The organism is Mucilaginibacter gracilis (assembly GCF_003633615.1).
GTDB classification, from domain to species: domain Bacteria; phylum Bacteroidota; class Bacteroidia; order Sphingobacteriales; family Sphingobacteriaceae; genus Mucilaginibacter; species Mucilaginibacter gracilis.
In genome coordinates this window covers 3,440,979-3,465,495 of the sequence record NZ_RBKU01000001.1, presented here as the reverse complement: position 1 = coordinate 3,465,495, position 24,517 = coordinate 3,440,979, and the positions used below count along the sequence as shown (strand labels likewise).

29 protein-coding genes are annotated in these 24,517 nt (G+C 42.6%); 18 read left to right on the top strand and 11 right to left on the bottom strand.

Going from position 1 to position 24,517, the window contains the following annotated elements:
- Positions 1-135 precede the first annotated feature (135 nt).
- The 3 genes from BDD43_RS15150 to BDD43_RS15140 all read right to left on the bottom strand — a co-directional run bounded on the left by BDD43_RS15150 (position 136) and on the right by BDD43_RS15140 (position 2,021).
- Positions 136-393 carry a hypothetical protein gene (locus BDD43_RS15150; protein ID WP_121198462.1) on the bottom strand — a complete coding sequence of 86 codons (258 nt, stop codon included), beginning with the start codon at positions 391-393 and terminating at the stop codon, positions 136-138.
- Complete coding sequence (locus BDD43_RS15145) at positions 380-706, bottom strand: helix-turn-helix domain-containing protein (protein ID WP_121198461.1); 327 nt, start codon at positions 704-706, stop codon at positions 380-382. The genes BDD43_RS15150 and BDD43_RS15145 overlap by 14 nt, the downstream gene beginning before the upstream one ends.
- Positions 707-932: 226 nt before the next feature.
- Positions 933-2,021, bottom strand: coding sequence for a TlpA disulfide reductase family protein (locus BDD43_RS15140; RefSeq protein ID WP_121198460.1), 1,089 nt, complete (start codon positions 2,019-2,021; stop codon positions 933-935).
- Positions 2,022-2,209: 188 nt separating this feature from the next.
- Between BDD43_RS15140 and BDD43_RS15135 the strand changes: the two genes are divergently transcribed.
- The 3 genes from BDD43_RS15135 (at position 2,210) to BDD43_RS15125 (ending at position 4,839) form a co-directional block, all read left to right on the top strand.
- A complete protein-coding gene (locus BDD43_RS15135; RefSeq protein ID WP_121198459.1) occupies positions 2,210-3,289 on the top strand; it encodes a sensor histidine kinase in 1,080 nt (359 codons plus the stop codon).
- Positions 3,286-3,960 carry a LytR/AlgR family response regulator transcription factor gene (locus BDD43_RS15130; RefSeq protein ID WP_121198458.1) on the top strand — a complete coding sequence of 225 codons (675 nt, stop codon included), beginning with the start codon at positions 3,286-3,288 and terminating at the stop codon, positions 3,958-3,960. Before BDD43_RS15135 ends, BDD43_RS15130 begins: the two co-directional genes overlap by 4 nt.
- A gap of 177 nt (positions 3,961-4,137) precedes the next feature.
- Complete coding sequence (locus BDD43_RS15125) at positions 4,138-4,839, top strand: porin family protein (protein WP_121198457.1); 702 nt, start codon at positions 4,138-4,140, stop codon at positions 4,837-4,839.
- Between the two features lie 349 nt (positions 4,840-5,188).
- Here the strand turns inward: BDD43_RS15125 and BDD43_RS15120 are convergent, their stop codons facing one another.
- The 4 genes from BDD43_RS15120 to BDD43_RS15105 all read right to left on the bottom strand — a co-directional run bounded on the left by BDD43_RS15120 (position 5,189) and on the right by BDD43_RS15105 (position 8,862).
- Positions 5,189-5,566, bottom strand: a complete 378-nt coding sequence (locus tag BDD43_RS15120) for a helix-turn-helix domain-containing protein (RefSeq protein WP_121198456.1) — start codon at positions 5,564-5,566, stop codon at positions 5,189-5,191.
- A gap of 20 nt (positions 5,567-5,586) precedes the next feature.
- Complete coding sequence (locus BDD43_RS15115) at positions 5,587-5,880, bottom strand: type II toxin-antitoxin system HigB family toxin (protein ID WP_121198455.1); 294 nt, start codon at positions 5,878-5,880, stop codon at positions 5,587-5,589.
- Between the two features lie 144 nt (positions 5,881-6,024).
- On the bottom strand, positions 6,025-7,284 hold the full coding sequence (locus BDD43_RS15110) for a site-specific integrase (RefSeq protein ID WP_121198454.1): 1,260 nt from the start codon (positions 7,282-7,284) through the stop codon (positions 6,025-6,027).
- A 993-nt stretch (positions 7,285-8,277) separates the two neighbouring features.
- A complete protein-coding gene (locus BDD43_RS15105; RefSeq protein WP_121198453.1) occupies positions 8,278-8,862 on the bottom strand; it encodes a TetR/AcrR family transcriptional regulator in 585 nt (194 codons plus the stop codon).
- Positions 8,863-9,217: 355 nt separating this feature from the next.
- Between BDD43_RS15105 and BDD43_RS15100 the strand changes: the two genes are divergently transcribed.
- The 4 genes from BDD43_RS15100 (at position 9,218) to BDD43_RS15085 (ending at position 10,951) form a co-directional block, all read left to right on the top strand.
- Positions 9,218-9,679, top strand: coding sequence for a hypothetical protein (locus BDD43_RS15100; protein WP_121198452.1), 462 nt, complete (start codon positions 9,218-9,220; stop codon positions 9,677-9,679).
- Between the two features lie 84 nt (positions 9,680-9,763).
- A complete protein-coding gene (locus tag BDD43_RS15095) occupies positions 9,764-10,090 on the top strand; it encodes a DUF3817 domain-containing protein (RefSeq protein ID WP_121201992.1) in 327 nt (108 codons plus the stop codon).
- A gap of 78 nt (positions 10,091-10,168) precedes the next feature.
- The gene (locus BDD43_RS29725; RefSeq protein WP_162847076.1) at positions 10,169-10,552 is read left to right on the top strand and encodes a hypothetical protein; all 384 of its coding nucleotides are present in this window, start codon (positions 10,169-10,171) and stop codon (positions 10,550-10,552) included.
- Positions 10,553-10,585: 33 nt separating this feature from the next.
- Positions 10,586-10,951, top strand: coding sequence for a rhodanese-like domain-containing protein (locus BDD43_RS15085; protein WP_121198450.1), 366 nt, complete (start codon positions 10,586-10,588; stop codon positions 10,949-10,951).
- Positions 10,952-11,314: 363 nt separating this feature from the next.
- Here the strand turns inward: BDD43_RS15085 and BDD43_RS15080 are convergent, their stop codons facing one another.
- Together BDD43_RS15080 and BDD43_RS15075 are read right to left on the bottom strand one after the other, a co-directional pair.
- Positions 11,315-11,560: a hypothetical protein gene (locus BDD43_RS15080; protein ID WP_121198449.1), complete on the bottom strand. Its 246-nt coding sequence runs from the start codon at positions 11,558-11,560 to the stop codon at positions 11,315-11,317.
- Between the two features lie 101 nt (positions 11,561-11,661).
- The gene (locus tag BDD43_RS15075) at positions 11,662-12,558 is read right to left on the bottom strand and encodes a helix-turn-helix domain-containing protein (protein WP_121201991.1); all 897 of its coding nucleotides are present in this window, start codon (positions 12,556-12,558) and stop codon (positions 11,662-11,664) included.
- 170 nt (positions 12,559-12,728) lie between these two features.
- Here BDD43_RS15075 and BDD43_RS15070 point away from each other — a divergent pair, with 170 nt between their 5' ends.
- From BDD43_RS15070 to BDD43_RS15020, 11 genes are all read left to right on the top strand, one after another.
- Positions 12,729-13,712, top strand: coding sequence for an aldo/keto reductase (locus BDD43_RS15070; protein WP_121198448.1), 984 nt, complete (start codon positions 12,729-12,731; stop codon positions 13,710-13,712).
- A gap of 101 nt (positions 13,713-13,813) precedes the next feature.
- Positions 13,814-14,365, top strand: a complete 552-nt coding sequence (locus BDD43_RS15065) for a flavodoxin (RefSeq protein ID WP_246001591.1) — start codon at positions 13,814-13,816, stop codon at positions 14,363-14,365.
- Between the two features lie 99 nt (positions 14,366-14,464).
- Positions 14,465-15,307, top strand: coding sequence for an SDR family oxidoreductase (locus BDD43_RS15060; protein ID WP_121198446.1), 843 nt, complete (start codon positions 14,465-14,467; stop codon positions 15,305-15,307).
- A 10-nt stretch (positions 15,308-15,317) separates the two neighbouring features.
- The gene (locus BDD43_RS15055) at positions 15,318-16,535 is read left to right on the top strand and encodes an MFS transporter (protein ID WP_121198445.1); all 1,218 of its coding nucleotides are present in this window, start codon (positions 15,318-15,320) and stop codon (positions 16,533-16,535) included.
- 15 nt (positions 16,536-16,550) lie between these two features.
- Complete coding sequence (locus BDD43_RS15050; protein WP_211339679.1) at positions 16,551-17,216, top strand: NAD(P)H-binding protein; 666 nt, start codon at positions 16,551-16,553, stop codon at positions 17,214-17,216.
- 40 nt (positions 17,217-17,256) lie between these two features.
- Positions 17,257-18,390 carry an NAD(P)-dependent alcohol dehydrogenase gene (locus BDD43_RS15045; protein ID WP_121198444.1) on the top strand — a complete coding sequence of 378 codons (1,134 nt, stop codon included), beginning with the start codon at positions 17,257-17,259 and terminating at the stop codon, positions 18,388-18,390.
- A gap of 22 nt (positions 18,391-18,412) precedes the next feature.
- A complete protein-coding gene (locus BDD43_RS15040; RefSeq protein ID WP_211339678.1) occupies positions 18,413-19,678 on the top strand; it encodes a cupin domain-containing carboxymuconolactone decarboxylase family protein in 1,266 nt (421 codons plus the stop codon).
- The gene (locus tag BDD43_RS15035; RefSeq protein ID WP_121198443.1) at positions 19,675-20,112 is read left to right on the top strand and encodes a DUF4440 domain-containing protein; all 438 of its coding nucleotides are present in this window, start codon (positions 19,675-19,677) and stop codon (positions 20,110-20,112) included. The genes BDD43_RS15040 and BDD43_RS15035 overlap by 4 nt, the downstream gene beginning before the upstream one ends.
- A gap of 32 nt (positions 20,113-20,144) precedes the next feature.
- Positions 20,145-21,206 (top strand): NAD(P)-dependent alcohol dehydrogenase, encoded by a 1,062-nt coding sequence (locus BDD43_RS15030; RefSeq protein ID WP_121198442.1) that lies wholly within the window; start codon positions 20,145-20,147, stop codon positions 21,204-21,206.
- Between the two features lie 487 nt (positions 21,207-21,693).
- Positions 21,694-21,831 carry a hypothetical protein gene (locus BDD43_RS30065; protein WP_162847075.1) on the top strand — a complete coding sequence of 46 codons (138 nt, stop codon included), beginning with the start codon at positions 21,694-21,696 and terminating at the stop codon, positions 21,829-21,831.
- 261 nt (positions 21,832-22,092) lie between these two features.
- On the top strand, positions 22,093-22,782 hold the full coding sequence (locus BDD43_RS15020; protein WP_121198441.1) for a VIT1/CCC1 transporter family protein: 690 nt from the start codon (positions 22,093-22,095) through the stop codon (positions 22,780-22,782).
- Between the two features lie 142 nt (positions 22,783-22,924).
- On the opposite strand, the gene BDD43_RS15015 is transcribed toward BDD43_RS15020, so the two are convergent.
- Both BDD43_RS15015 and BDD43_RS15010 read right to left on the bottom strand, forming a co-directional pair.
- Entirely contained in the window at positions 22,925-23,422 is a 498-nt protein-coding gene (locus tag BDD43_RS15015) for a DUF3347 domain-containing protein (RefSeq protein ID WP_121198440.1), read from the bottom strand.
- Between the two features lie 35 nt (positions 23,423-23,457).
- Positions 23,458-24,516, bottom strand: coding sequence for a cytochrome-c peroxidase (locus tag BDD43_RS15010; protein ID WP_121198439.1), 1,059 nt, complete (start codon positions 24,514-24,516; stop codon positions 23,458-23,460).
- Between the last annotated feature and the right edge of the window lies 1 nt (position 24,517).

Genomic DNA, 24,517 nt, shown 5'->3' with positions numbered 1-24,517 from the left:
ACTGACTTCGGAAGGGAGGGCGAGGAATTTTTGTGGACAAAAATACTCCTCGCTCACGCGGTGAGGCGTGTAATTTTTATAAGAAATTTTGATAAATCTTATAAATTCCCTCATTCAGGTAGCCCTTTTCGGGTGCTATATCTTGTTAAAATCTGTTGGCTTGATCCGCCGCCAGTTCTGGGCGGATAGGATTTCCCATATCCATTTATTGGCTTCTTCCTTCCAGTCGCGAATGGGCTGTCCGCCAGCGTAAGTCCAGTTGTTGGCTTCGTAGTGTTTAATGAAGTCGGCGGCTTCCTGTTCGGTCATACCTTGCTGGTCGAAGTAAATTTGAACGTGGATCGGTAAGGGCGGGATACCCCACCCAAAACCCTGCGGTTTATTTGTGGCCATGCGGTAAAGTCTTGAGTTCTTCAAATACTTTTTGCAGGTCGTTATAATCGAAATAAAATACGCCCCCAAGTTGTGTGTAGGGCAGCGTACCGTTATTTCGAAGGTTCTTTAGGGTGTTTGGGGAAAGGCCAAGTAATTTGCGGACTTCTGCCGCTTTGAGCCAGCGTTTAGGGGTTTGTCCGCCGGTATGTTTTACAATACCTGCTATTTCAGTGAGTAAGTCGGTCTTGAAGGTTTTCAGATCGCCTACGGTGATCAATTGATCACGACGGATGGATGTTTTGCTGTCGATGTGGTTATGTACTGCTGTCATAATTTGATGATTTATGACAGCAAAGGTGGTGGGGTTAAATGAGGAGCTTACATAAGCTTTACTAAAGTTTGGTACGATTTATTACCACATACCAAAATAAAGCTATACTATTTACATCGTACGATAACTATTGGTAATTAAGAGTCTACAAAAGCAGAACGGGAGATATTACAGATTTTATAGACTTTCGGTTGGTAGCTTTATCTATAAAACCATTCGCCATATTTTATGGTATTAATTCCGCCAGTTTATCTTCCAGTTCCTTTCCCCTCAGGTCTTTGTCTATGATAGTTCCGTTTCCATCGATCAGGAAATTACTGGGGATGGCATGAATGCCGTACATCAATGCAACCTTGTTGCGATCACCATTTAGGTCGCTAACATTTTCCCATACCAACTGGTCTTTCTTTACCGCCTGCAGCCACTGATTTTTATTTTCGTCTAAAGAAACCCCCAGTACCGCAAATCCCTTCGTTTTAAACCGGGCGTAGGTCTGTGCCAATTGGGGGTTTTCCTCGCGGCAAGGCCCACACCAGGAAGCCCAGAAATCAAGCAGGATGTATTTGGCTTTGATCTGCGAGAGTTTGACAGGCTTTCCCAGTGTGTTCTGCTGTTCAAAATCTGCAAAATGGTCGCCCACTTTAAGGTTCTTAACCAATGCCAGGTAGTTCCTGATCTCCTGGCCATCAAGTGTTGCCTTCATTTCCGGTGAAAGCTGCTGGTATAGCGAGCCGGTCGCTTCCTTGCCCCAGGTAGTGGAATATAAATTAAGCAAGTAGGCTGAAATCAACGATCCAGGATAGTTTTTTACCCAGTCTTTTTCGACCTGTTTACTCTGAACTTCAAAAGAATTGATCCTGGCGATCAGGGTTCTCCTGGTTATGGTGTCTTTTGTTTTAGCCAGGATACGGCCTATGCTGTCCGCCGCATCGCCCGAAGGTTTACGTAGTTGGTCAAGCCGCCTGTCTTCGTCTTCAGTCGCTGAACCAGTGATCTGCCCTTTTTTGAATTCCCCGGCCTTTAGTGTCATGCTGATGGTGGTATTTTCCAACCAGAAATGTACATAATTGGTGTATTTAGCTGTATGCAGGTAAACCGGCACCGCTTTTTCATTGATATGCCCGCTCATACTGAACTGACCACCCAGCACTCTACAGGAATCGATATCTTTGTCAGGTTTTGCGGTACGAAGATAGAGCCAGGTACTGTCCGGCAATCCGGTAACGGTTCCATTGATCCGGTAACCTGGAGCAGGTGGCAGGAATGCAAAAGCAGAAAAGATGCAAAAGGCTAAAAGCAAAAAAAGATATTTCATAGTGCTGGTCGGATGATTTATTATTCCAAAACTACGTCTTGAATTCTTGGCATTTTTAAAAATTAGACCAGCCCTGCTAAATTTTCGACTGGTCGCAGATCACAGGCCTTAGTCGAAAAAAAACGGTGCTTGGTCGAAAAAGAAACCGCACTTGTTCCCTGCTAAGGAGATTATCTCTATTTTGCGTCATGAAGCCAAGACAGTTTAACATTACCCGGAAATATTTCTGGATGGAGTTAGGCTTTATCTTTTTCCTTTCTTTCGCGATCGCACTGATCAGCGACCTGGAATACAGCGCTTACGAAGAACATAATATTGCCAACTTCAAGAATGATTTTGGTTACCGCGTGGTTACAGAGTCCTTTGCACTAATTGCTTATTCCGCTTATTACTGGGGATTTTTAAAAGGTTATGTGTTCCGGCGCAACTTACCGGGTATCATTTTATGCAGCTTCGCTTTTGTAATCCTTGATCATTTATTTAATAAGTATATCACCAATTGGGTATTGATACATACTTTTTTTATCTCGCCGGAGTTCCGCCAGCGTGCACTTAAGGAATTGCTTAACCCAAGGATGTTTTTCACATTTAACTATCCGCTGATCTCGACTATCTTCCCGTTGACAGGGTTGGCTTTCCTTGTACGTTCACTCAACCAAGACAGTGAGATGAAGGCCTTAAAGGAGCAACAGCTGGTATCAGAGCTCAATTATCTCAAAGCCCAACTTCACCCGCATTTCTTTTTTAATACGATCAATAATATTTACGGGTTGGCGCTCAAACAATCCGCGCAAACCGCGCCCATGGTCGCCCGGCTGGGGGAAATGATGCGGTATATTTTGTATGAGGCTGATCAGCAAACCGTACCCTTATCCAGGGAACTCATTTTTTTATCGAATTATATCGAAGTAGAGAAAATACGCCATCAGAAAGGTATCGACATCCAATTTGACGTACAGGGTATCCGGCCGGACTACCGTATTGAGCCGTTGCTACTGCTGCCTTTTATCGAAAATGCTTTTAAGCACGGCCTGGAAGAAGAAATAGAGAGCGGTTTTGTCAGTGTCGTAATCTGTCAGACCGAACAAGAGTTGACGCTGCAAGTCAGCAACAGTGTACCGGAAGCCGTTAAAGAGAAAGAGGCCCCAGGCCTCGGGATCAAGAATATTCGTAAACGCCTGGATATCTTGTATCACGGCAAGTACCAACTGGAGATGAACGAAGCGCCGGGAAATTATGAAGTCAGCTTAATTTTGTCGAACGCATGATCCGATGTATGATCGTTGACGATGAACCGCTGGCGCTGGAGATCCTGGAGCATCTCATCAATCGTTTTCCAGCGTTAGAATTGATCGGCAAGTGCAGCAACGCGATGGCCGCTTTTGAAATGTTCCACAATCAACCGGTAGACCTAATATTCCTGGATATCAAAATGCCGGGCATCAGTGGACTGGATTTTATCAGTTCGCTTAAAGAGCCTCCGTCTGTCGTATTTACTACCGCTTTCGCCGAATACGCGGTTAACGGATTTGAGCTTGATGCGATTGACTACCTGCTCAAACCGATCACACATGAGCGGTTTGAGAAATGTATCCAAAAGATCCTGAAGATCCGCCCGCCTAAAGTTGAGGAAACAAAAAATTACACTTATTTTAAAATATCTGGTCGCTTAATAAAAGTTCCGCACACACAGCTGCTGTATGCTCAATCTGTCAAAGATTATATTCTCCTTTGTACCAAAACCGGCAATTATCTGACCCATATGACGATGAAATACTTGGAGGAACTGCTGCCCGCAAATGCCTTTCTAAGGGTGCACCGCTCATACCTGGTAAACCGGGAATTAATCAACCTAATTGATAAAAGCAGTCTACTGATCGGTGAGGAACGTATTCCTGTTGGCGAGAACTATCGCAAGACGGTGGAGAAGATAGCCTAACGTCTCAACCACTTTGGACAGCACCGTTATTTTTGTCAAGTCCGGGGATTGGGTATAAGCTACTGATTAATTAGAATCAAGGCACAAATAACAAGTACGGGTTGTAGCGATTGGACACTGAATACCGTATTATCGATATAATCAGGAATGCCGTTAACATTTAAAAAGAACTATAGTATGAAAATCAAAAAGTTACATCTGTTGATATCCTTATCTACCCTTATTGCCGCCGCAAACACAGCCAACGCTCAGACCACAGTTGGTGTAAAAGCCGGGGTAAACTTTTCCAATGTAATGATGAAAGACGAAAGCGGTAATAAAATTAACACCCAATCGATACCAGGCATGGTCGTGGGACTTACCGTTGATGTACCTGTCGCCGGTGACTTTTATATTCAGCCTGCGGCGCAATATTCCCGTAAAGGATACAAACAGGAAACTGGAGGCTTTTATGGGTCCGCCACAAATTTCAAAGTTAACGCCTCTTATATCGAAGTGCCCGTCAATCTGCTCTATAAGCCACATGTAGGTACCGGCAACTTATTGCTTGGCGCGGGGCCTTATATCGGGTACGGAACCGGCGGCAGTTGGAAGTCAGACAATGATGCGACTATCGGAGATATCAATGTAGGCAAAAAAGGAGATGTTATTTTCAAAAATAATGCAATGGACGGCGGAGATGTAAATTCATACCTGTATGGAAAGCCTTTTGATTATGGATTGAATTTTTTAGCGGGCTATGAGTTGTTCAATAAGTTGTCTGCGCAATTAGGCGCACAATTGGGTTTGGCCAATCTTCAACCCCACGCTGATGGGGCGACTCGCGAGGGGAAATTAAAGAACTCTGGGTTCGGAATTTCACTAGGGTATAAATTCTGATGTAATTGAATACTTTCTTCGGAATAGTATTGTCGCTGGCTTTTGCGTCCTTTTGACGTTCAATTTTTATTAATCTATATATTTTACAAGTCAATGTGTAAAATAGCAGGTTGGCTAAATTGAACAGCAGGCCAAAAGATATCAAAGCGTTCAAAATCAGACAATTTGCAAATTGCAGTAGCGTTTTTAATGTAATCTACGAATTTCTATATATCTCTATAAAATAAGGCAAATGATATCGCACTTAACAAAAGCTGAAAGTCTTAATTTTAATATTGGGGGACTTTCAATGAGAAATCTTTTTGAGCGGCAATTATCAATAAATTAAGGTGACACATTTTGTGACACCTTAATTTACCAAGTCGTACTCTTTAACCAGCGCCGAGGTGGGTAAATGTAACAGTTCACTGAATTTCCTGATCATCGTAAGTGATAAAGGCTGTTTATAATTTAGCACTTTACTTACGGTGCCTTTATCACCATATACGGCTGCAAGATCGGCTGCTTTGTATCCAAAATCTTCCATTCGGATCTTGATCATTTCTACGGGATCTACCTCAGGGAGATCCCATGACCGGTTCTCATAATCCGCGATCAGGTGCACCAGCAGGAGTTTTTCTTTATGAGCAGCTCCCGCTGTTGCATCTTTGACCGTTTCGTACTGGGCAATAGCATTGTTGTACTCTTGTTCGGTTTCAATTAAAAACCACTGTGGTTTTTCATTCATCTTTTTAAGTATTATCCGGCTCAGACCGAACCCGCATCTACTTGGTCGTATTCGGCATGGGTTCCGATGAACCTGACCTCTACGATCCCGTCGTCATAATCCACCTCGATGATAAGGCGGTATTTATTACCGACAATCTTAAAACGGGCCCGCTTGGCGGGAATAAGTTTTGCCTTGGGGAAATCAGCTAAAATATCTGTTCCCTTTTTCCATTTGGCCTCCAGCACAACTTTGCGCCAGGTGCTTACACTGTTAGCAGCATCCGCGTGTTTCTTCGCAAAATCCCGCAGTTTTTTCTGATAGATAATTTCCATCCTTGTAAAAATTTTTGTTAACCATCTGCGATCTCCTTTCTTTTAATTTTTCTATCTGTTGGGTTCGAGTTGTTCTGCTATCGCCCATTGCCGGATTTTCCGGCAACAGAGCAAAGTAAATATAAAGTTGGCAAATAACCAACTTTATTTTAATATTATCATTTCCCCGTCAGGTACCGTTTTACGACTAAGTTTTGACCGTAAAGCCTGCATGTCCTCGCTAACCTTTCGCTCAACAACCTTAGCGTATATCTGCGTCGTAGATATTTTGGTATGACCTAGCATTTTGCTAACGGTTTCTATGGGCACCCCGTTTGCCAGTGTGACGGTAGTGGCAAAAGTGTGCCGTGCTAAATGGAAACTGAAATTTTTATCGATACCGCATTCACGGGCTAAATCTTTTAAATAATCATTCAGTTTCTGATTAGAGATCGGACGGAATATCGTACCGTTGCTGATAGCACGCGGATCGTGCCTATGTTTAGTAATAAGTTCTGCGGCCACCGGTAGTAAGGGTAACTTAACAGGCTTAGCAGATTTCTGCCGTTGAGTGATCAGCCAGTGTTCTTTATCTATACCGATCATTAAATTGTTTGCGGTTAAATTGATAGCATCAATATAGGAGAGCCCGGTATAGCACCCGAACAAAAAGAGATCGCGTACATACATTAACTTATCTGTTTTAAGTTCTTTGGTTTCCACCAAAGCCAATTCTTCTTCGCTCAGATAACCTCGTTCCTTGGAGTTGAATTTGAGTTTGTGTTTAACGAAAGGGTCTTTGTCCAGCCATTCAATAGTAACCGCCATATTGATCATTTTCTTAAAACGTTCCAAATGTTTCATCACGCCGTTATTGTTAAGCGGCTGCGGGTCGTCTTTCTTTTTAAACGTGCGCAGGAATAATTCAAAATCGGCGATGAATTTATAGGACAACTGGCTGATGTCCCATTCGGCAGGTTTTTTACTTTTTTTCAGGAATTGCAGGATATAATCCTGGGTGGTATAATAGTTTTTCATAGTACCTTTAGCAAGCACTTGTTTTTCATGTTCGTTGTGGTAATTAAAAAGATCTTGAAAAGGATGGGCGGCTTCATCCTGACCTAAAAAGGCGTTTCGGATGTTTTCGGGGGTGAGTGGCTTTTGTTGTATGATCGCTTCCTGGTAGGCATCTACCACGCCTGAACGGAATTGTTCAAGATAGTCGTTGACTTCGAGAGATTCCTTACTGGTGCCGCGGGCCATGCCTTTGGCGGAGTTCCATAAGATCTTATCGACTATCCGTTTTGTAGACAGGTCAACGCTTTTACCATTAATGGTAATACGGGAATAAATACGGCATTCGCCATTTTCATTGGCTTTTTTCGTGAAGAAAATAAGGCCAAATGTGCTTCTTGTTGGGTTCATCGTCCTGATTTTTTGTTTTAAAAAATTAACAATCAGATACTTGCCGATTTAAAGAAACATAATTCACGCGTTTTGGAATGTCACTTGTCGTCAAAAAGTATCAAACGACGTTCTTAACTAACTTACAGTCAATTGATTGAGAACTTCAAGGAGCGAAGATAGGCCTTCAAAAACAGACCACGAATAAGACATGAAACTGATGATATTTATTGATATTTTCTGATTTAGAAAACATAAAAAAACCCTTTAAATCATTGATTTAAAGGGTTTTAACGACTTTTGACTTTCGTCTTGGTCGGGATGGCAGGATTATTATCCTACTCCTTAAAAGGTTGATTATGTTAAAGTTATCAAGTTAAATTTAGGAAGTGGTAACCGAATGGGTCTCGTTTTATTAGACGTCATTTGATCTCATTTGAATCCTTAAAGCACTCGTAATAGATAGTCAATGAACTTGTTATACAAATATAATGAATGTTTTTGAAGAAAAAAAGTCGTTTTTTAGGATGCCACGCCCTTTTTCGCCGCCGTGCTTGCACACTCTGCAAGTCAGGCTCAAGGCATTCCATTCTTACCAGTTGAGCAACTAACAGCGCGTAGCCGGATAAAATGTCAAGGCGGGCGGGACCGCTGAAAGCGAACAAATACCGCCCGCTTGTACAGCCTTTACTTTTTATCTGGCGTAGGCTATCTTTGCTTTACTGGTAAATGAGAATGTAACTTTGGGATAGTCGGAATCCACTTGTATTATAAGTAAGAAAAATGTCAAGGCCGGAAAAGTCATTAAAAACACGCAAAGGATGTTTGGGCTTTGGCAATTCCAGAATGACGTGCAGTTCTGAAATAGATTGAAACTGGTATGGCGGATTTGACGGTTTACTCATAGTTAATCGAAATCTGTGGACAAGGTTACACTTTTCCAGTTGGCAATTTCCTGCTGTTCATTTTCACAGTAGCCAAAAAGACGTTTGCTATATTCAAGCCTATTAAAAATCATTTTAATGACTGAAGATAATCATCAAATTCCTTCAGAAATATGATGTAGTAAGCTTTGCCCAGCACTTTTCCCATATTACGTACGCCATGATATAAGGTAATAACGTGCAGGGCAATTGCTCCTGTATCATAATCATCGCTCAATTGCCCGGTGTTTTGCGCTCTTGTAATTTCATCTTCGATGGCTTTCTGCCATTCTTTTAAATTCTTTTTCAATTCTTGACGGAACGGATCGTTCAGCGGTGCCATTTCCTGGATCAGGTTAACAGCCGGGCAACCATATTCTGCTGTCATGAATGGGTGATCTATCAGTAGATCTTTAAGCATCTTATAAAGATTCTTTCGGAAATCAACGCTAGCGACAGAATTTTTTACAGCTGGTCGGACTTCTTTGTGCATAATTTCTTTAATGATTGCCAGACCCATTTCCTCTTTATTTTTAAAGTGGTAATAGAAAGCGCCTTTAGTTACCTGGGTGGTCGCCAATATATCATCAATACTTGTAGCCTGATAACCTTTCTGATAAATCAGACCGAATGCTTTTCTAAGAATCTCTGTTCTTGTTTCTTCCGCTTTTGACATTTACATACTAATTAGTATGGCACAAAGTTATATATGTTTTTAATTTATTTGCGGCTTGGATGTCGTACGCAAGTCATAGCCATTTTTTTTAGTGAACTTTTTATTAAAAAACCGTATTTGTTTGATAACGAGGGACAACCATCCAATAACATTAATTGCTTTTTTATGACATTGGTTTTTATAAAATTAAAAACCAATTAGCTACGTTTGCAAAACATACTAAGCGGTATCTTTTGATGAAATGAATATACTTATTTATAGTAATATGAACTCTTCTGTGAAATTTATTAAAGTATGGTGGCAGCTATTTTTTTTAACCTAAAACATACTATTTGGTATGTTTAATTAGTATCTTATGCATCCTTTTCTGCTTTTTCTTCATTCATTTTGGCGGTGGCTTGTCTTGGGCAGTCTCATTTATTCTATTTACATTTCTTACAAGGGAAAAACAAATAAATTGGTATTCTCCAGTGCAGCAAACAAATGGCGTCACTGGACGGCGACAATTGCGCATATACAGTTGATGCTCGGGATGGCTATATATGTACAAAGTCCAATTGTCATGTATCAAATAGCCGATAACCCTAATAAATTATTTAATGAACAGTCCTTTTTCAGGTACTTTCATATCAGCATGATGCTGTTCGCGGTAGTGCTGATCACAGTAGGTTCTGCAAAAGCTAAAAGGCAAATTAAGGACGCGGAAAAATTTGGCACGATGCTTACCTGGTTTAGCTTGGCACTCTTAGTGATTTTCATCGCCATCCCCTGGCCGTTTTCCCCACTTACAAGCAGGCCATTTGCGAGGGGCTTTTAATTGGATATTGGAGATGCATTTGTTAAACGTAGCGATGCGGATAACAATAATGTGGTGTCTGCGAAAACTTTTAATCAAAAAAACATGATCAAATTAATTAAAACTTCAGTTGGCCGCTTACGGCTTGTTGGCTATTTGGAAGGCACCTCTCTTTTGGTGTTGCTATTTATAGCAGTCCCGTTGAAATACATAACGCATAACCCCGAATTGGTAAAATCAATGGGCCCCGTTCATGGCCTTTTATTTCTGCTATTCGTTTTTAATACGCTAAGTGTTGGCGTGGAACAACACTGGAAATTCAGGCAAACAACCTGGAAGGTACTTATTGCCTGTATCATTCCTTTCGGTACATTTTATATCGACAGATATATATTAAAAGATGTTAATACAAATGTAAACCCGGAGGTTTAAATGGTTTTTCATTTTCTGCTCATCTTGCATTCCATGTTTCGTTGGTTGGTATTCGGCAGTTTGCTATCCACGTCAGTATTGGCATGGATCAGCTTGTTCAATAAAAATCATTTTGACAATCGACACCGGCAGTTAGTCAAATCAACCCAAATTTTGGTCGTTTTATCTGTAATGATAGGCATCAGCCTTTACATGGCCAACCCGTTAAGAGCTTATTTTTTTCGGCATCTGGCCGATGGACGTCAAACGGGAGAAACAACTTATTTCGCCCTTTTTCATAGCGCAGTAATGCTTGCTGTTCCGATAGTAACCAGCGTTGGGGTTTACCAGGTAAAAGTGGCAAAACCAGACAATAAAAAATTGAAGTTTATGGCAGTATATTTTACCATTGCCCTGATTCTTGTGCTGGCATTTTCTCCGTGGCCATTCATGTCAGTTGTACACAGACCCTTAGTACGGTAAGTTAATGGAGTATAAATATTAAAATTAAAGAAAATGAAAATTGTAGGAATATTTGCGGTCATCGCATTAGTGATCTATTGTGGTTATAAAGCGTATAGCACGGCAAATGTAGACGCAGATTTGAGTAAGCACCTCAAACAAAATCCGATTATTCTCGATGTCAGGACGGTTTCAGAGTTTAGCGGAGGGCATATTGCGGGCGCGGTGAACATACCACTATCCCAACTCAAGACTTCAGCATTGTCAGCTCTCACCGGCAAACGGCCAATCATCACCTGTTGCTCTCATGGGCTTAGAAGTATTAAGGCTGTAGAAGTGCTCAAAAAGCGCGGATTTACTCATGTTTACAACGGCGGGGCCTGGACAGAACTTGAAGGCAAATTGGCTGTTCAAAAATAAGAGTGAAATGTGCCCAACCTTACAAACTACAAATAGTTAGCATTTGAATTAAATTCATTATAAGACAATCTCATTTAGGTTGGGTCGCGGCCTAACAATCATGCGCAATCAGTATATAAAGTCAGATCTTACTTATTTATTGATAAGAAAGGTAATCTTTAACCAACTTAGCGCTGACACGTGTAAAATTATCCAATATATTAACGTTGCGGCTGACGATATACTCAAGCTATTGTTAACTATAGGTTTTTCTTTGAACGCCAGACTGAATGTTTGCTGGAAGATATGCGCATGACGTACGGGGCGGGGCAGTGACAATTAGTTGGGGTGTACAGCGTGTAACCGGGCTGTCTACGAGAGATTTCAAAGCATTTGCCCAAGACTTTGCGAAAGTATTCGAAGCCTGAAAATAAGGGTGCCTTCCGTTTCAAATAGCTGATCACCATATCGGATCACGATATGGCCTGTATCGAGGGATATCTTATAGTAATCCCTTCTGTTGAATGAAGGCGCTGCCTTAAAGCTGGAATCAACCTCATAAATTTTAAATCCCTTTAGCTTTAAGTCGCTTCGGGAAAAATCCTGTGATGGCGCTAAATGATTATCCATATTCCAAATATAGATAAATTATGGAATTCAAGTTGATTTACAGTATCTGTTACCGTTAAGCAATAGCTATTTTAACGAGGCGCAATACTATTATGGCAATATCAATTTAACATTCTGTAATCATTTGGGGTGAAACCTGTATGCTGTTTAAAAGACCTTGTAAAGTGCTGCGGGTATTTAAACCCCAATTCATAAGCGATCTCACTTACTGACTTAGAGGTGTCAAATATTTTCTCTTTGGCTACATCCATCGTTTTCAACTGGATGTATTCCTGGGCAGATTTGCCTGTTTCCTTTTTGATCAGGTCGCCGAAATAATTAGCCGATAGGTTGAGTTGGTCTGCACAATAAGTGACAGAAGGTAACCCCAGGTCTTTGGGTTTGCCCGATGTAAAATAGTCATTCAGTAACTCCTCGAATTTTTGGAGTATGCCCTTATTGACGTTTTCACGTGTGATAAACTGCCGGTCATAAAAGCGCACGCAGTAGTTAAGCAAAAGCTCGATATTGCTTACGATCAATGTTTTACTATGTTTATCGATGCCGCGTTCAAGTTCATTCCTGATCTTGTCGTAGCAATCAAATATGATTTTACGCTCGCTTTCGGATAAGTGGAGCGCCTCATGCACTTCATAGGAAAAGAAATTATAGTCGGTAATATGACGGCCAAGTGAAGTGCCCCTTAAAAGATCGGCATGAAAAACCAATGCTTGTCCTTTGGGCTGGTATAGCTCACCATTGTTTTCCACACCGATCACTTGGCCTGGCCCGACAAATACTAAGGTTCCTTCTTCATAATCGTAGTAATTACAGCCGTAATGCAGATCACCACATTTGATCTCTTTCAGAAATACAGCATAAAAACCATAGTTGCTGCGGCGGTTCGGTCTTTTGTCTGCCTTTGACAGGTCAACAATATTAACCAGCGGATGCAGGGTTTCGTTGTTGTTAAGCGCGTTGTACTGACCGATGGTATCGACCTTCATCACATTTTCCATTTGCTTTTTTTTATCTGAATCAAAGATAGTTATCCGGTAAGTGATTTGTTCATGCGACGGTTCCAATGAGTAATAATGGTAGGTAATGCAGTGATCTGTATAACAAAACGCACCAAATTGCGACCGAACTTTGTACCTATCAGAGGATAGGATAACAAAACATTTATAAAATGGAAAAGAGAAAATTAGGAAACAACGGACTGGAAGTATCAGCACTTGGATTAGGCTGCATGGGTTTAAGTTTTGGTTACGGGCCCGCTACAGATAAACAGCAGGGGATTCAGCTGATCAGAGAAGCATATGAACAAGGGATCACCTTCTTTGATACGGCAGAATGTTATGGACCCTTTACCAATGAAGAACTGGTTGGTGAGGCTTTGGCCCCTTTCCGCAAGGATGTGGTGATCGCTACGAAGTTCGGGTTCGAAGATGGCGATTCACATAAAGGATTAAACAGTAAGCCGGAACGCATTAAACAGGTGGTTGAAGCTTCGTTAAAAAGGTTAAGAACCGATGTGATCGACTTGTTTTACCAGCACCGTGTTGATCCCAATGTACCGATGGAGGATGTTGCAGGTATTGTAAAAGATCTAATTGCAGCAGGTAAGGTAAAGCACTTTGGCCTTTCAGAAGCCGGGGTAGAATCTATCCGCAAAGCGCACGCTGTGCAACCTGTAACCGCTTTACAAAGCGAATATTCGATCTGGTGGCGGGAGCCTGAAAAAGCAATCATCCCTGTACTGGAGGAATTAGGGATCGGTTTTGTGCCCTTTAGTCCATTGGGTAAAGGCTTTTTAACTGGGGCGATCAATAAAGATACCAAATTTGACAGCACAGATTTTCGTAATTCAGTACCCCGCTTTAACGAGGAAAACCGGAAAGCGAATCAGAAACTGGTTGATCTGTTAGGCAATATTGCCAAACAAAAAGAAGCAACACCTGCACAGATCGCATTGGGTTGGTTACTGGCACAAAAACCATGGATCGTACCTATTCCCGGCACCACAAAGTCTCACCGTTTAACAGAAAATATTGGCGGTGCATCGGTAGACCTTTCGGAAGAAGAAGTTAAGGCTATTGATGATGCCTACGCGAATACCACTATCCTAGGCGACCGCTATCCCGCGCATTTACAACAAAGGGTGGGGAAATAACCATCACCATGATGAAGTCAATGAATGCTAAAGCGATGGTACTGGTCATAGCGATATGTCTTTTTTCATTCTGTTCCCATGCTCAAAATACTACCCTACCGATGCCGAAGTTTACAGGTGATCAAAAAATACTGATCGTTTATCTGTCCCGTACCAATAACACTAAAGCTATTGCCGAAATAATCCGGAAAAATACTGGTGGTGATGTAGTAGCGATAGAATTATTAAAACCATATCCCCAAGATTACAAAACTACGGTAGCACAGGTAGAACACGAAAATGAAACAGGCTATTTGCCACCACTAAAAACGAAGATAGACAGTATGGGAAAGTACGATGTTATTTTCGTTGGCTTTCCAACCTGGGGCATGCAATTGCCACCGCCCATGAAGAGTTTTTTGCATCAATACAACTTATCAGGCAAAACGATCATTCCATTCAATACCAATGCGGGATACGGCATCGGATCAACATTCCAAACGGTGAAATCGCTTTGCCCTAACAGCAAAGTGCTGGAAGGTTTTACGATGAAAGGCGGGATAGAACGCGACGGCCAGTTACTGGTGATCAAAGGAGATTATCAAATTCAGGCGGAGGCAGATGTGAAAAAGTGGCTGGCTAAACTGCCCATCACCAGTAATAATGGTAGGTAATGCAGTAATGTGTATAAGCAGTAAGTGAAGCGGACAGCAGACCTTTGTCTTATTGAATCAGTACTAACAAGAATCTGTTTAGAAATTCAATTATCGAAAATGAAAGAGAATAAAGATATCATCGTATTGACAGGAGCTGGCCAACTGGGCATGGCCATCGTCAGAAGGATGGGCTATGGAAATAAAATTTTTATAGCAGACTGGAAGCTGGAAAACGCTCAGGCCATTGCTAAAACATTGACCGAAGCAGGCTTCGACGTAGTTCCTGCCGAAGTAGACATTTCATCGAAAAAGTCTGTTCTTAAATTGATCGCAGCCGCGCAGGAAGAAGGCGAGATCTCCATGTTTATCAATGCAGCGGGCGTATCACCAAGCCAGGCATCTATTGAGCATATACTGAAAGTGGATCTGTATGGAACATCAATGTTATTGGAAGAATTCGGGAAGGTGATCAAAACGGGAGGAACAGGTGTTGTTATTTCCAGTCAATCCGGTTACCGGATGCCTGCTTTGACCGCCGATGAAGACAGGCTTTTAGCCACAACACCAGTTGAAGACCTGCTGCAGCTGGATATGCTGAAACCTGAAAATATCAAAGACACCCTTCATGCTTACCAGATGGCTAAGCGTGCAAATGGGAAAAGGGTGATGGCGGAAGCTGTTAAATGGGCTGAGCGGGGCGCAAGGGTCAACGCCATTTCACCGGGTATCATCATCACTCCTTTAGCTTTGGATGAAATTAACGGGCCAAGGGGAGATTTCTACAAGAATATGTTCGCCAAAAGCCCTGCCGGTCGTCCAGGTATCGCCGACGAGGTAGCCAATGTTGCCGAGTTATTGCTATCAAAAGCCGGGGCATTCATCACCGGTTCGGATTTTCTGATCGACGGTGGCGCTACGGCATCTTATTTCTACGGCCCGCTTCAACCGGAAAAGAATTAAAAAGACCGGCATGTCAACACTCATCAAATTTCATTACGGTTATGTGATCGTTTTTTGTTGCTGCCTCATCATGGGTATCAACATCGGGTTAGTGATGAGCTGTGCCGGCATATTTTATAAGCCTGTAAGCTCAGAACTGAAGGTCTCAGTTGGCGACTTTGGCTTATACATGACCTTTATTTACCTGCTTTCTACGCTGATGCTGACTAAAGCAGGTCAATTGATGGATAAATACAGTGCAAGGTGGCTGTTAACATTAAGCTCGGCCCTGTTAGGGATCGTCTTATTGGCCATGTCTCAATTAACCGCTGTCTGGCAGTTTTATGTAGCTGGCGGCCTGATCGGGTTAACGCTGGCGTTCCTGTTATACCTCAGTTATCCTACCATGATCAACCGCTGGTTCAATTCCAACATCGGTTTCTTCATTGGCCTTTGTAGTGCGGCTTCAGGAATCGGCGGTGTGATCTTTAATCCTTTTGGCGGCTATTTAATTGCGCATTATGGCTGGCGTACTACCTACCTCATTTTTGGGGCAATCATACTTGTTTTGGTTACCCCCTTGCTGGCTTTATTATTAAGGAACTATCCGGGAGACAAAGGGCTTCAAGCCATAGGCGAAAAACAAGCCGAAACTGTGAAATCAGGCGTTGATTATGCTCATGCGATAAGATCCCCTGTATTCTATGCCCTGATCGTTTTTGCTTTCCTGATGATCGCGGTTTCCACCATCAATTTATTTCTCCCGGCTTATGTGGTGAACGTTGGCTATTCAGTAGAACAATCGGGTATCGTAGCATCTGCCATTATGTTAGGCGTTACCATTGGGAAAGTTGCTTTAGGCTGGCTGAATGATAAAAGCCCGCGTTACGGAATATTCGCTTCAGCGGGATTGGGTATGGCTGGTTTTGTGCTTTTATTATTGGGCAAAACCGGAATGGCTGTGATGGCAGGAGGCGGTTTTTTATTCGGCTGGGCTTATGCGGGTGTTACCGTAGAGACAGCCTTACTGGTTAGAACCGTTTTCGGAGGAAAAGATTATGCAAAGATCTTCTCCAATATTGCCATAGCCCTGGCTGCAGGAGGCGCATTAATGGCAGGCGGCTGGGGTTATTTAGCTGACCTGATCGATTTTAAAGCTATTCTCAGCGCCGGAATTGTGTTATTAGGCGTTTCGGGAATATTAGGATTTTATGCGCTGCGGAAAAGCGAAAAGTTTAAAACTGTTTAATCATCATTTAAGACAATGAAAAAGCTATTGCTGTTATTCATCACCCTGATGAGCTTGTTTTCAAGCGATAGCAATGCACAAAACAAACCCATAAATACGCAAAAGAACATGAAAAAAGTATTAGTGATCGGCGCCAGCGGGAGCTTGGCCAAATATGTAATAGATACCGTGCGAAATTTACCCGGTGTTCAGCTCACTTTACTGGCAAGGAACAGAAAAAACATTACCAATGATACCACCAACTGTACCGTTGTAGAAGCCGACGTGATGGATTATGCCAAGCTTAAAAATGCCGTCTCGGGCCAGGATATCGTATACATCAACCTTGCCGGTGATCTGGAAGCAATGGCCAAAAACATTGTAAAAGCCATGCAGGAAACCGGTGTAAAAAGAGTAATTGCCATTAGCTCCATTGGCATTTATATAACGCCTTTGAAACCGGTGTTGGTTCCTTACAGAAAGCTGGCAGATGTGATCGAAAGTTCAGGTTTGGATTATACCATACTTCGCCCGGAATGGTTTACCAGTGCCAATGAAGTGGATTATGTCCTCACCCACAAAGGCGAACCGGAAACGGGCTCGGCCATCTCCAGGAAGAGTATCGCTGCTTTCGTCGCTAAGCTGGTCAAAGATCCTGACCTGTACAAAAATGAGAATCTGGGGATCAGCAAACCTCAGTAATCTATTTCAAATAATTAAACACCTACAAAAATCTACATCTATGAAAAAATTACTCAGTTTAGCCATGCTATTGGCAATGACGCTCTTCTCAGCAGTTTACGCGCAAACCGGGCGTATCCCGGCCAAAGGCCTGGCCGTGTTATCCGGCGACGGCCAGTTTAAACCTTACAGCTTTTCACGCCACGCGGTGGGAGACAATGACATCCAAATTGAAATACTTTACGCGAGTATCTGTCACAGTGATGTCCATCATGTCCGCCAGGATTGGACCAAAGAAACCTTTCCGATGGTTCCGGGTCATGAAATTGCAGGCCGTGTTGTTAAAGTCGGAAAAAGCGTTACCAAATTTAAAGTCGGAGACTACGCAGGTGTAGGGTGCCTGGTCAACTCCTGCGGCCATTGTGAGTATTGCAAGGCCGGGTTAGAGCAATATTGTAAGCAGGCCGTATTTACTTACCATTCCAAGGACCAGTTCCACGACCATGAAACTACCCAGGGCGGTTACTCCAACAACATTACACTAACCGAAAACTTTGCGATCAAAATACCTGCTAATGCGGATTTGAAAAGGGTGGCCCCACTGCTTTGCGCCGGTATCACGACCTATTCCCCGATCCACTACGTGGGGATCAAAAAAGGCGTTAAAGTTGGTGTTGCCGGTTTCGGCGGTTTAGGTCACATGGCCGTGCAATATGCCGTGAAGTTAGGCGCTGAAGTCACCGTTTTCGATATTACAGAAGACAAGCGTGCGGATGCCCTGCGCCTGGGCGCTGCCCGTTATGTGAACGTAACCGATACTACCCAATTGAAAGGTTTGGATGACTCGCTCAATTTTATCCTGAGCACGATTCCTGCCGCATACGATCCCGGTATGTACCTGAAAATGTTAAAAATCGATGGACAGTTAGCTATTGTAGGCTTGCCGCCAACAGCTAAAATGCCGGTTATACCTATTGATAAACTGGTATGGCAGGGTAACCGTAAAGTGTTCGGTTCACAGATCGGTGGTATTAAAGAAACCCAGGAAATGCTGGATTATTCAGTAGCCAACCATATTTATCCTGAAGTGGAAATCATCAAAGCTGATGGCCCCACCGTTACTAATGCTTATCAGAACGTACTGGACGGCAAGGTAAAGTTCAGGTATGTGATCGATATGAAAACACTAAAATAAAATTATTAAAAAACGACAGATCATGGCTATTAGAAAAGAACTCCTGTTCGCGATATGTTTATGCCTGTTTTCAGCAAACCAGTCAATGGCCCAGGTCAGTAAAAACAATAAGATATATAACATGACATCAATAACAGGTAAGGGGCAACCTGCCCCAAAAGAAAATTTCACCGGCAATGTGTTCGTAACCATGGCGGTAAACCCGGACGATAATCTAAACAGCACCGTAGGTAAAGTAACTTTTGAAGCTAAGGCACGAACCAACTGGCATACCCACCCGCATGGACAGATCCTGATCTTAACGGCAGGCGTGGGCTACTACCAGCAAAAGGGCAAGCCCATACAGGTGATTAAAGAAGGCGATGTGGTTAAGATCCCGGTAAATGTAGAACACTGGCATGGCGCTTCGCACGAAAGCGCGATGACGCATATCGCCATCGTTCCATCGGCAACAAACGGTACCATCTGGATGACCCCGGTTACTGATGCAGATTATAACAAAGATCATCAAAGCAGTGCTCAGCCAAAGCCACTGAAACTGACAGAAGCAGCCATCAAAAACCACGAAGAATTGCTGCCCAACTACGTTTCAACCATGCAAAAGACCGACCCGGAGTTTATCGAATTGTTTGACAATTTCGCTTTTGACGAAGTGATCGCCTATGGCAACCTGGATACCAAAACAAGGGTGTTGATGATCCTCGGTTCTACTATTGCATCCCAGGCCCTGACCGAATATAAAGTAATGGTCGGTGGCGCTTTAAATGTAGGTGCAACAGCGATTGAAATTAAAGAAGTGCTTTATCAGTCTGTGCCTTACGTTGGGGTCTCCAAAGTGCTTGATTTTTTACATGCTACGAATGAGGTATTACTTAGCCGGGGTATCGAATTGCCGCTACCCGGGCAGTCTACCACCATGCCGCAAAACAGGCAGGAAAAAGGTCTGGCTTTACAAAAGGAGATCGTTGGCAGCCGGATCGACGAGATGTATGCACAATCACCTCCGGAACAGCTGCACATTCAAAAGTTCCTCTCTGCAAATTGTTTCGGGGATTATTATACCCGCACCGGACTGGATATTAAAACACGTGAACTGCTTACCTATTCCATGCTGATCAGTCTTGGTGGTGCAGAATCCCAGGTTAAAGGCCATATCCAGGCCAACTTAAATGTGGGCAACGATAAACAGACCTTATTGACCGTAACGACACAACTATTGCCCTACATCGGTTATCCGAGAACCTTAAATGCGATCAGTGCCATCAATGAAATAACAGGTAAAAAATGAAAACAATAGTTATTTCAACCGGATTAATGCTGCTGGCCTTGGCAGGATTCTCCCAATCACCGGACGAAGCGGCAATTCTTAAACTATCCGGCAAGGTTTTTTCCTGGGAAGTGGAAAATAAAATTGACTCTTTGGATCAAACATTAGCCAAAGGGTTCACGGCCTTCACCAGTGCCGGTGATCGTCAGGACAGGTCAGCGTATATGGCTACCTTAACCGGGGGCAAGGTGGTTCACAATAATATCGTTATAGAAGAGAACTTCGCCAGTGTAGTTAACAATACGGCTACGGTTGGTGGTAAAGGAAAATTTACAATTACCATTAACGGTTCTCAAAAAACAATACACTTGTCTTATCTGGAAGTCTTTATCAGGGCCAATCCGCATGATCCCTGGAAAATGCTGGCTTTACATGCCGGTCTATTACCGAATTAAACATCATTACTATTCATACTATCAAAATCAATATGGAAACTAAAAATGTAAAAGCCTTTGGTGCGGAAGTTGCCAAAGCACCGTTAAAAGAAATGACAATACAACGCCGTGCTGTTGCGGCGCACGATGTAGAAATTGAGATATTATTCTGTGGCATTTGCCACTCTGATCTGCACCAGGCACATGATGATTTCGGCGGCGCTCATTTCCCGATGGTCCCCGGGCACGAAATGGTAGGCCGGGTGATCTCGGTGGGAAACCATGTTACCAAGTTTAAAGTGGGCGATCTGGCCGGTGTTGGCTGTATCGTTGACAGTTGCCGGGAGTGTGAGTATTGCAAGGAAGACCTTGAAATGTTCTGTAAAGTAGAAACTACCATGTCTTTCAACTCACCAGACCACAAGTCAGGTGCTGGCGAATTTACTTATGGTGGTTACTCTGAAAGCATCGTGACCGATGAAAATTATGTATTGCATATTCCGGAAAGCCTGGACCTTGCCGCTGCAGCACCTTTGCTTTGTGCCGGTATCACCGTTTATTCACCCTTTAAGCACTGGAATATAGGCCCGGGTAAAAAGGTTGGGGTTTTGGGTATCGGCGGTTTAGGCCACGTAGGTATCAAAATTGCAAAAGCCTTAGGCGCTCACGTAGTGGTGTTCACTACTTCGGCTAAAAAGGTAGATGATGCCAGGCGCTTAGGTGCCGATGAAGCCGTCTTATCTTCCGATCCGGATCAAATGGCAAAATACAACAGCAGCCTCGATATGATCCTGGATACCGTTTCAGCCAAACATGATATTAATGTTTATTTGAACTTGTTACGGGTGGATGGAAGTGTCGTGCTGGTTGGCCTTCCACCGGAACAATTGCCTATCGGCGCGTTCAATGTGATCAAAGGCAGGCGTAGCTTCTCGGGTTCCAACATTGGCGGTATTGCCGAAACCCAGGAAATGCTGGACTTCTGCGCTGAACACAACATCACCGCTGATATTGAAATGATCAACATTCAGGATATCAACGAGGCTTACGAGCGTTTGGAAAAAGGTGATGTGCATTACCGCTTTGTGATCGATATGGCATCGCTGAAAAAATAATAACCTGCTTAGTTCAGGTGTAAAGCACTGCCGCCCTGAGAAAGCGTCGGTAATTGATCAGCATAAGGTTGATTGATTTAGTTGATTACTGTGAAGGTAATTTGGCGTTCCGGTGTGAGATCCGGAACGCTTTATAAGGCTTATGGGTAGTTAATATAATACTTTTGCAAATGTCACCTCCTTCCAATAGGTCGCTCTTATTTTTTACCGACACCTTAATTCCCGGTTTAAAAAGGTCAAGATATTCGGGGACATGGGTGAGATGTAATTGATAACGGCTTTAAGTATTTCCATTGACGAAGCTTTGTTTCGTTTCTGCTAAGATCAAACTTATTCAACAGAAAAGCTAACTTGTGCAGTTCTGCAATGTTTTATGAGCTTTGTAAGCCACGAAACGACTAGATAGACTAAACCTCATCGTAATTATTTAGGCGCAGGTGGGTATGGTTTCCTGATCGGTAATGGGAAATTGAATTACGCACCTTAAATGATTGCTGAAACTTATTACAAGGTCAACGCTTATCAGCGTAAATTATGGCTATCGCCAGATTACCAGTTATCATCAATCAGGCTTGTAATAAAGGCCAGGGCCGGTAAATATGTTGGGCATCAGGGCGAATGTTGAGTTTTAAGGCTATAATACTTTCTTAAAATTTGCTAACCAACATTGCCAACAAATCATCGTTAGTGCTAAATCATTACGGATGCCAAAACGTTCAATTGGCTTCCGATAAACAAACTTACGGTGGATTCTGTTGAAATCTTGAATATTTGCAAATATTTCACTTTTTGTCTTAATTCATAAAAGGTCTAATTATCAATTATTTATAATTTAAACTTCTACTTTAAAAAATGGTAATTTCGTTACATATCCTTAAATCATATTGTGGAACTAGAAGAACATTATACCAATAGGAGCGGATGGTTACGAGCCGCAGTTTTAGGAGCAAACGATGGCATCCTTTCGACTACAAGTATTGCTATTGGTGTTGCGGCTGCAAGCAATACAAGAGGCCCTATTGTCCTGGCGGCATTAGCGGGTCTGGTAGCTGGTGCGCTTTCTATGGCAGCAGGTGAATATGTTTCTGTTAGTTCACAATCAGACATCGAATCTGCAGATCTGGAACGGGAAAAAAAGGAACTTGAAACAATGCCGGAAGTTGAATTAAAAGAGCTTGCCAAAATTTATCAAAAAAGAGGACTGGATAGCGAATTGGCTCTTCAGGTAGCTATACAACTGACGAAGCATGATGCGCTTGAAGCTCATGCCAAAGACGAATTAGGCATTAATGAATTTTCTACACCTAAACCACTTCAAGCTGCCTTAGCTTCGGGGGCATCTTTTATCTCCGGCGGTCTACTACCTTTTTTAGTTTCCTTATTTGCTCCGGTAAGTGTTATGGTTTATTTGTTATACGGTTTTTCTACTATATTCCTTGCTTTTTCTGGCGGCGTTGCCGCAAAAGCAGGAGGATCAAATGTCACGAAAGGCATCATAAGAATTTGCTTTTGGGGAACTATTGCAATGGGTATTACTGCACTTGTTGGTTATATATTCGGCGTAAAGACCGCATAATTGCACCATTGGTAATTACGTTATTAACAATGATCCAAGTACATTCTCAATAACGTATTAACTGTCAAAGAAAATCCTATATATATTAAACAAAAAAAACTCTCAGCACAGCTGAGAGTTTTTTTGTTTAAAGCTAAGTCCTTTATTTTCTAGCCGCAGGCAAAGTTTCAGTTACCTTACTGCAATTAGCCATACCCATGTAAGGATCTTTTCCTTTATCAGATTCACTTAGAAAATAGCGTTTGGTCATGGTGCAGTACTGGCGGTAAAGCACGTTATTATTTACTTTCAGTTTTTTAACCAAAGTGTACAGGTTGTTGGAAAGGCTGGCGAAGTGTTCGCGCTGATGATCGATCTTGTTCACTTCGCTGATATGCCTGCTGTCAAATTCAAGTTTAGGCAGCAAAGCGGCCTCATCCGCATTTAACCCTGTTTTCGGGATTTCCCCAATGGATGCCAGCAAAGTTTTCGCTTTAGCCTCGGCCACTGTACCATCACCACTTACTAAAGCATCTTTTAGTGCCAGGTAATTGGTGATCACCGTATTGATAGGTTTTGTTTGGCCGTTTTGTGCTTTAACGGTTACGATTGATAGCAATGTCATTGCTAAAAATAAGGCTGTTGTTTTTAAAGTTTTCATTTCTGTTGTTTTTAAATGGTTTATGTTTTAAGATTTTATTCAGGTGCCTGGAAACGCTTGTCGTTCACAAAGTCCCTGTCGGTTAAGGTTTTGAGAAAGGCGATCAGCTGGTTTTGTTGGATGATGCTAAGTTTTATCCCGTAAACATTGTTTTGATGTAAAATGGGGTCAAGGTTTGCAGTCGGCTTTACGCCGGAATTATAATGGGCTAATACTTCTTTCAATGTTTCAAACCTGCCATCGTGCATGTAAGGGCTGGTTAGTTCGATGTTGCGCAAAGACGGTACGCGGAATTTACCCCGGTCTGTTTCCTGGTGTGTGATGCTGTCCCGGCCAATATCATCCGGCTTCAGGTCAAGGCCATTGCTACGGTAAGATAGGTCTGTGAATAACGGTTCCTGATGACAGGTGCTGCATTTTTGTTTAAATAAGGCATAACCCGCCGTTTCCTCCTCGGTAAGATCGCCGCCTTTTTCTTGTCTGATATACTTATCATACTTGGAATTAGCCGAAACAAGCATACTGGTGAACTGTGCCAATGCCCTGAACGTGCGCTGTGAATTGATCTCCGTTGTGCCAAAAGCCGCTTTGAATAAAGTAGGGTAAGCTTTCGTTTCCTGTAGCCTGCTCACGATGGTATTCAGGTCGGTTGCCATTTCGCAGGGGTTGGTCATCGCGTTCATCGGCGAAACTTCAATATGATGCACACCACCATCCCACATAAACTCTTTTTGCCAGGCGAGGTTAAATAAGGGCGGCGCATTTCTTGTGCCTAAGCATTCATCTACGCCGTGGCTTACCGCATGGTCGAGGTTAGCAAAGGCGGCAAAAGACTGGTGGCAATTCGCGCAGGATATGGACTTATCTTTTGATATGATCGGATCGTAGAATAAGATCCTCCCCAACTTAAACCCATTGCTGGTTACCGGATTGTCTTTAAAATCATATACGGGCTTAGGGAAATTGGCAGGTACGGCGAAGCGAACGCTATCTGCTGTGATACCATAATTGATTCCCTTAAACCCATAATTGAATGCCGTGCAAACAGTAATAAAACCGAGCAGCACTAAAAAGACAATTCCCTTAGCTTTCATA

Excerpts from the sequence above, each read along its gene's own strand:
- BDD43_RS15150 (WP_121198462.1), bottom strand. The coding sequence starts at position 393 with ATGGCCACAAATAAACCGCAGGGTTTTGGGTGGGGTATCCCGCCCTTA.
- BDD43_RS15145 (WP_121198461.1), bottom strand. The coding sequence starts at position 706 with ATGACAGCAGTACATAACCACATCGACAGCAAAACATCCATCCGTCGT.
- BDD43_RS15140 (WP_121198460.1), bottom strand. The coding sequence starts at position 2,021 with ATGAAATATCTTTTTTTGCTTTTAGCCTTTTGCATCTTTTCTGCTTTT.
- BDD43_RS15135 (WP_121198459.1), top strand. The coding sequence starts at position 2,210 with ATGAAGCCAAGACAGTTTAACATTACCCGGAAATATTTCTGGATGGAG.
- BDD43_RS15130 (WP_121198458.1), top strand. The coding sequence starts at position 3,286 with ATGATCCGATGTATGATCGTTGACGATGAACCGCTGGCGCTGGAGATC.
- BDD43_RS15125 (WP_121198457.1), top strand. The coding sequence starts at position 4,138 with ATGAAAATCAAAAAGTTACATCTGTTGATATCCTTATCTACCCTTATT.
- BDD43_RS15120 (WP_121198456.1), bottom strand. The coding sequence starts at position 5,566 with ATGAATGAAAAACCACAGTGGTTTTTAATTGAAACCGAACAAGAGTAC.
- BDD43_RS15115 (WP_121198455.1), bottom strand. The coding sequence starts at position 5,880 with ATGGAAATTATCTATCAGAAAAAACTGCGGGATTTTGCGAAGAAACAC.
- BDD43_RS15110 (WP_121198454.1), bottom strand. The coding sequence starts at position 7,284 with ATGAACCCAACAAGAAGCACATTTGGCCTTATTTTCTTCACGAAAAAA.
- BDD43_RS15105 (WP_121198453.1), bottom strand. The coding sequence starts at position 8,862 with ATGTCAAAAGCGGAAGAAACAAGAACAGAGATTCTTAGAAAAGCATTC.
- BDD43_RS15100 (WP_121198452.1), top strand. The coding sequence starts at position 9,218 with ATGCATCCTTTTCTGCTTTTTCTTCATTCATTTTGGCGGTGGCTTGTC.
- BDD43_RS15095 (WP_121201992.1), top strand. The coding sequence starts at position 9,764 with ATGATCAAATTAATTAAAACTTCAGTTGGCCGCTTACGGCTTGTTGGC.
- BDD43_RS15085 (WP_121198450.1), top strand. The coding sequence starts at position 10,586 with ATGAAAATTGTAGGAATATTTGCGGTCATCGCATTAGTGATCTATTGT.
- BDD43_RS15080 (WP_121198449.1), bottom strand. The coding sequence starts at position 11,560 with ATGGATAATCATTTAGCGCCATCACAGGATTTTTCCCGAAGCGACTTA.
- BDD43_RS15075 (WP_121201991.1), bottom strand. The coding sequence starts at position 12,558 with ATGGAAAATGTGATGAAGGTCGATACCATCGGTCAGTACAACGCGCTT.
- BDD43_RS15070 (WP_121198448.1), top strand. The coding sequence starts at position 12,729 with ATGGAAAAGAGAAAATTAGGAAACAACGGACTGGAAGTATCAGCACTT.
- BDD43_RS15065 (WP_246001591.1), top strand. The coding sequence starts at position 13,814 with ATGCCGAAGTTTACAGGTGATCAAAAAATACTGATCGTTTATCTGTCC.
- BDD43_RS15060 (WP_121198446.1), top strand. The coding sequence starts at position 14,465 with ATGAAAGAGAATAAAGATATCATCGTATTGACAGGAGCTGGCCAACTG.
- BDD43_RS15055 (WP_121198445.1), top strand. The coding sequence starts at position 15,318 with ATGTCAACACTCATCAAATTTCATTACGGTTATGTGATCGTTTTTTGT.
- BDD43_RS15050 (WP_211339679.1), top strand. The coding sequence starts at position 16,551 with ATGAAAAAGCTATTGCTGTTATTCATCACCCTGATGAGCTTGTTTTCA.
- BDD43_RS15045 (WP_121198444.1), top strand. The coding sequence starts at position 17,257 with ATGAAAAAATTACTCAGTTTAGCCATGCTATTGGCAATGACGCTCTTC.
- BDD43_RS15040 (WP_211339678.1), top strand. The coding sequence starts at position 18,413 with ATGGCTATTAGAAAAGAACTCCTGTTCGCGATATGTTTATGCCTGTTT.
- BDD43_RS15035 (WP_121198443.1), top strand. The coding sequence starts at position 19,675 with ATGAAAACAATAGTTATTTCAACCGGATTAATGCTGCTGGCCTTGGCA.
- BDD43_RS15030 (WP_121198442.1), top strand. The coding sequence starts at position 20,145 with ATGGAAACTAAAAATGTAAAAGCCTTTGGTGCGGAAGTTGCCAAAGCA.
- BDD43_RS30065 (WP_162847075.1), top strand. The coding sequence starts at position 21,694 with ATGATTGCTGAAACTTATTACAAGGTCAACGCTTATCAGCGTAAATTA.
- BDD43_RS15015 (WP_121198440.1), bottom strand. The coding sequence starts at position 23,422 with ATGAAAACTTTAAAAACAACAGCCTTATTTTTAGCAATGACATTGCTA.
- BDD43_RS15010 (WP_121198439.1), bottom strand. The coding sequence starts at position 24,516 with ATGAAAGCTAAGGGAATTGTCTTTTTAGTGCTGCTCGGTTTTATTACT.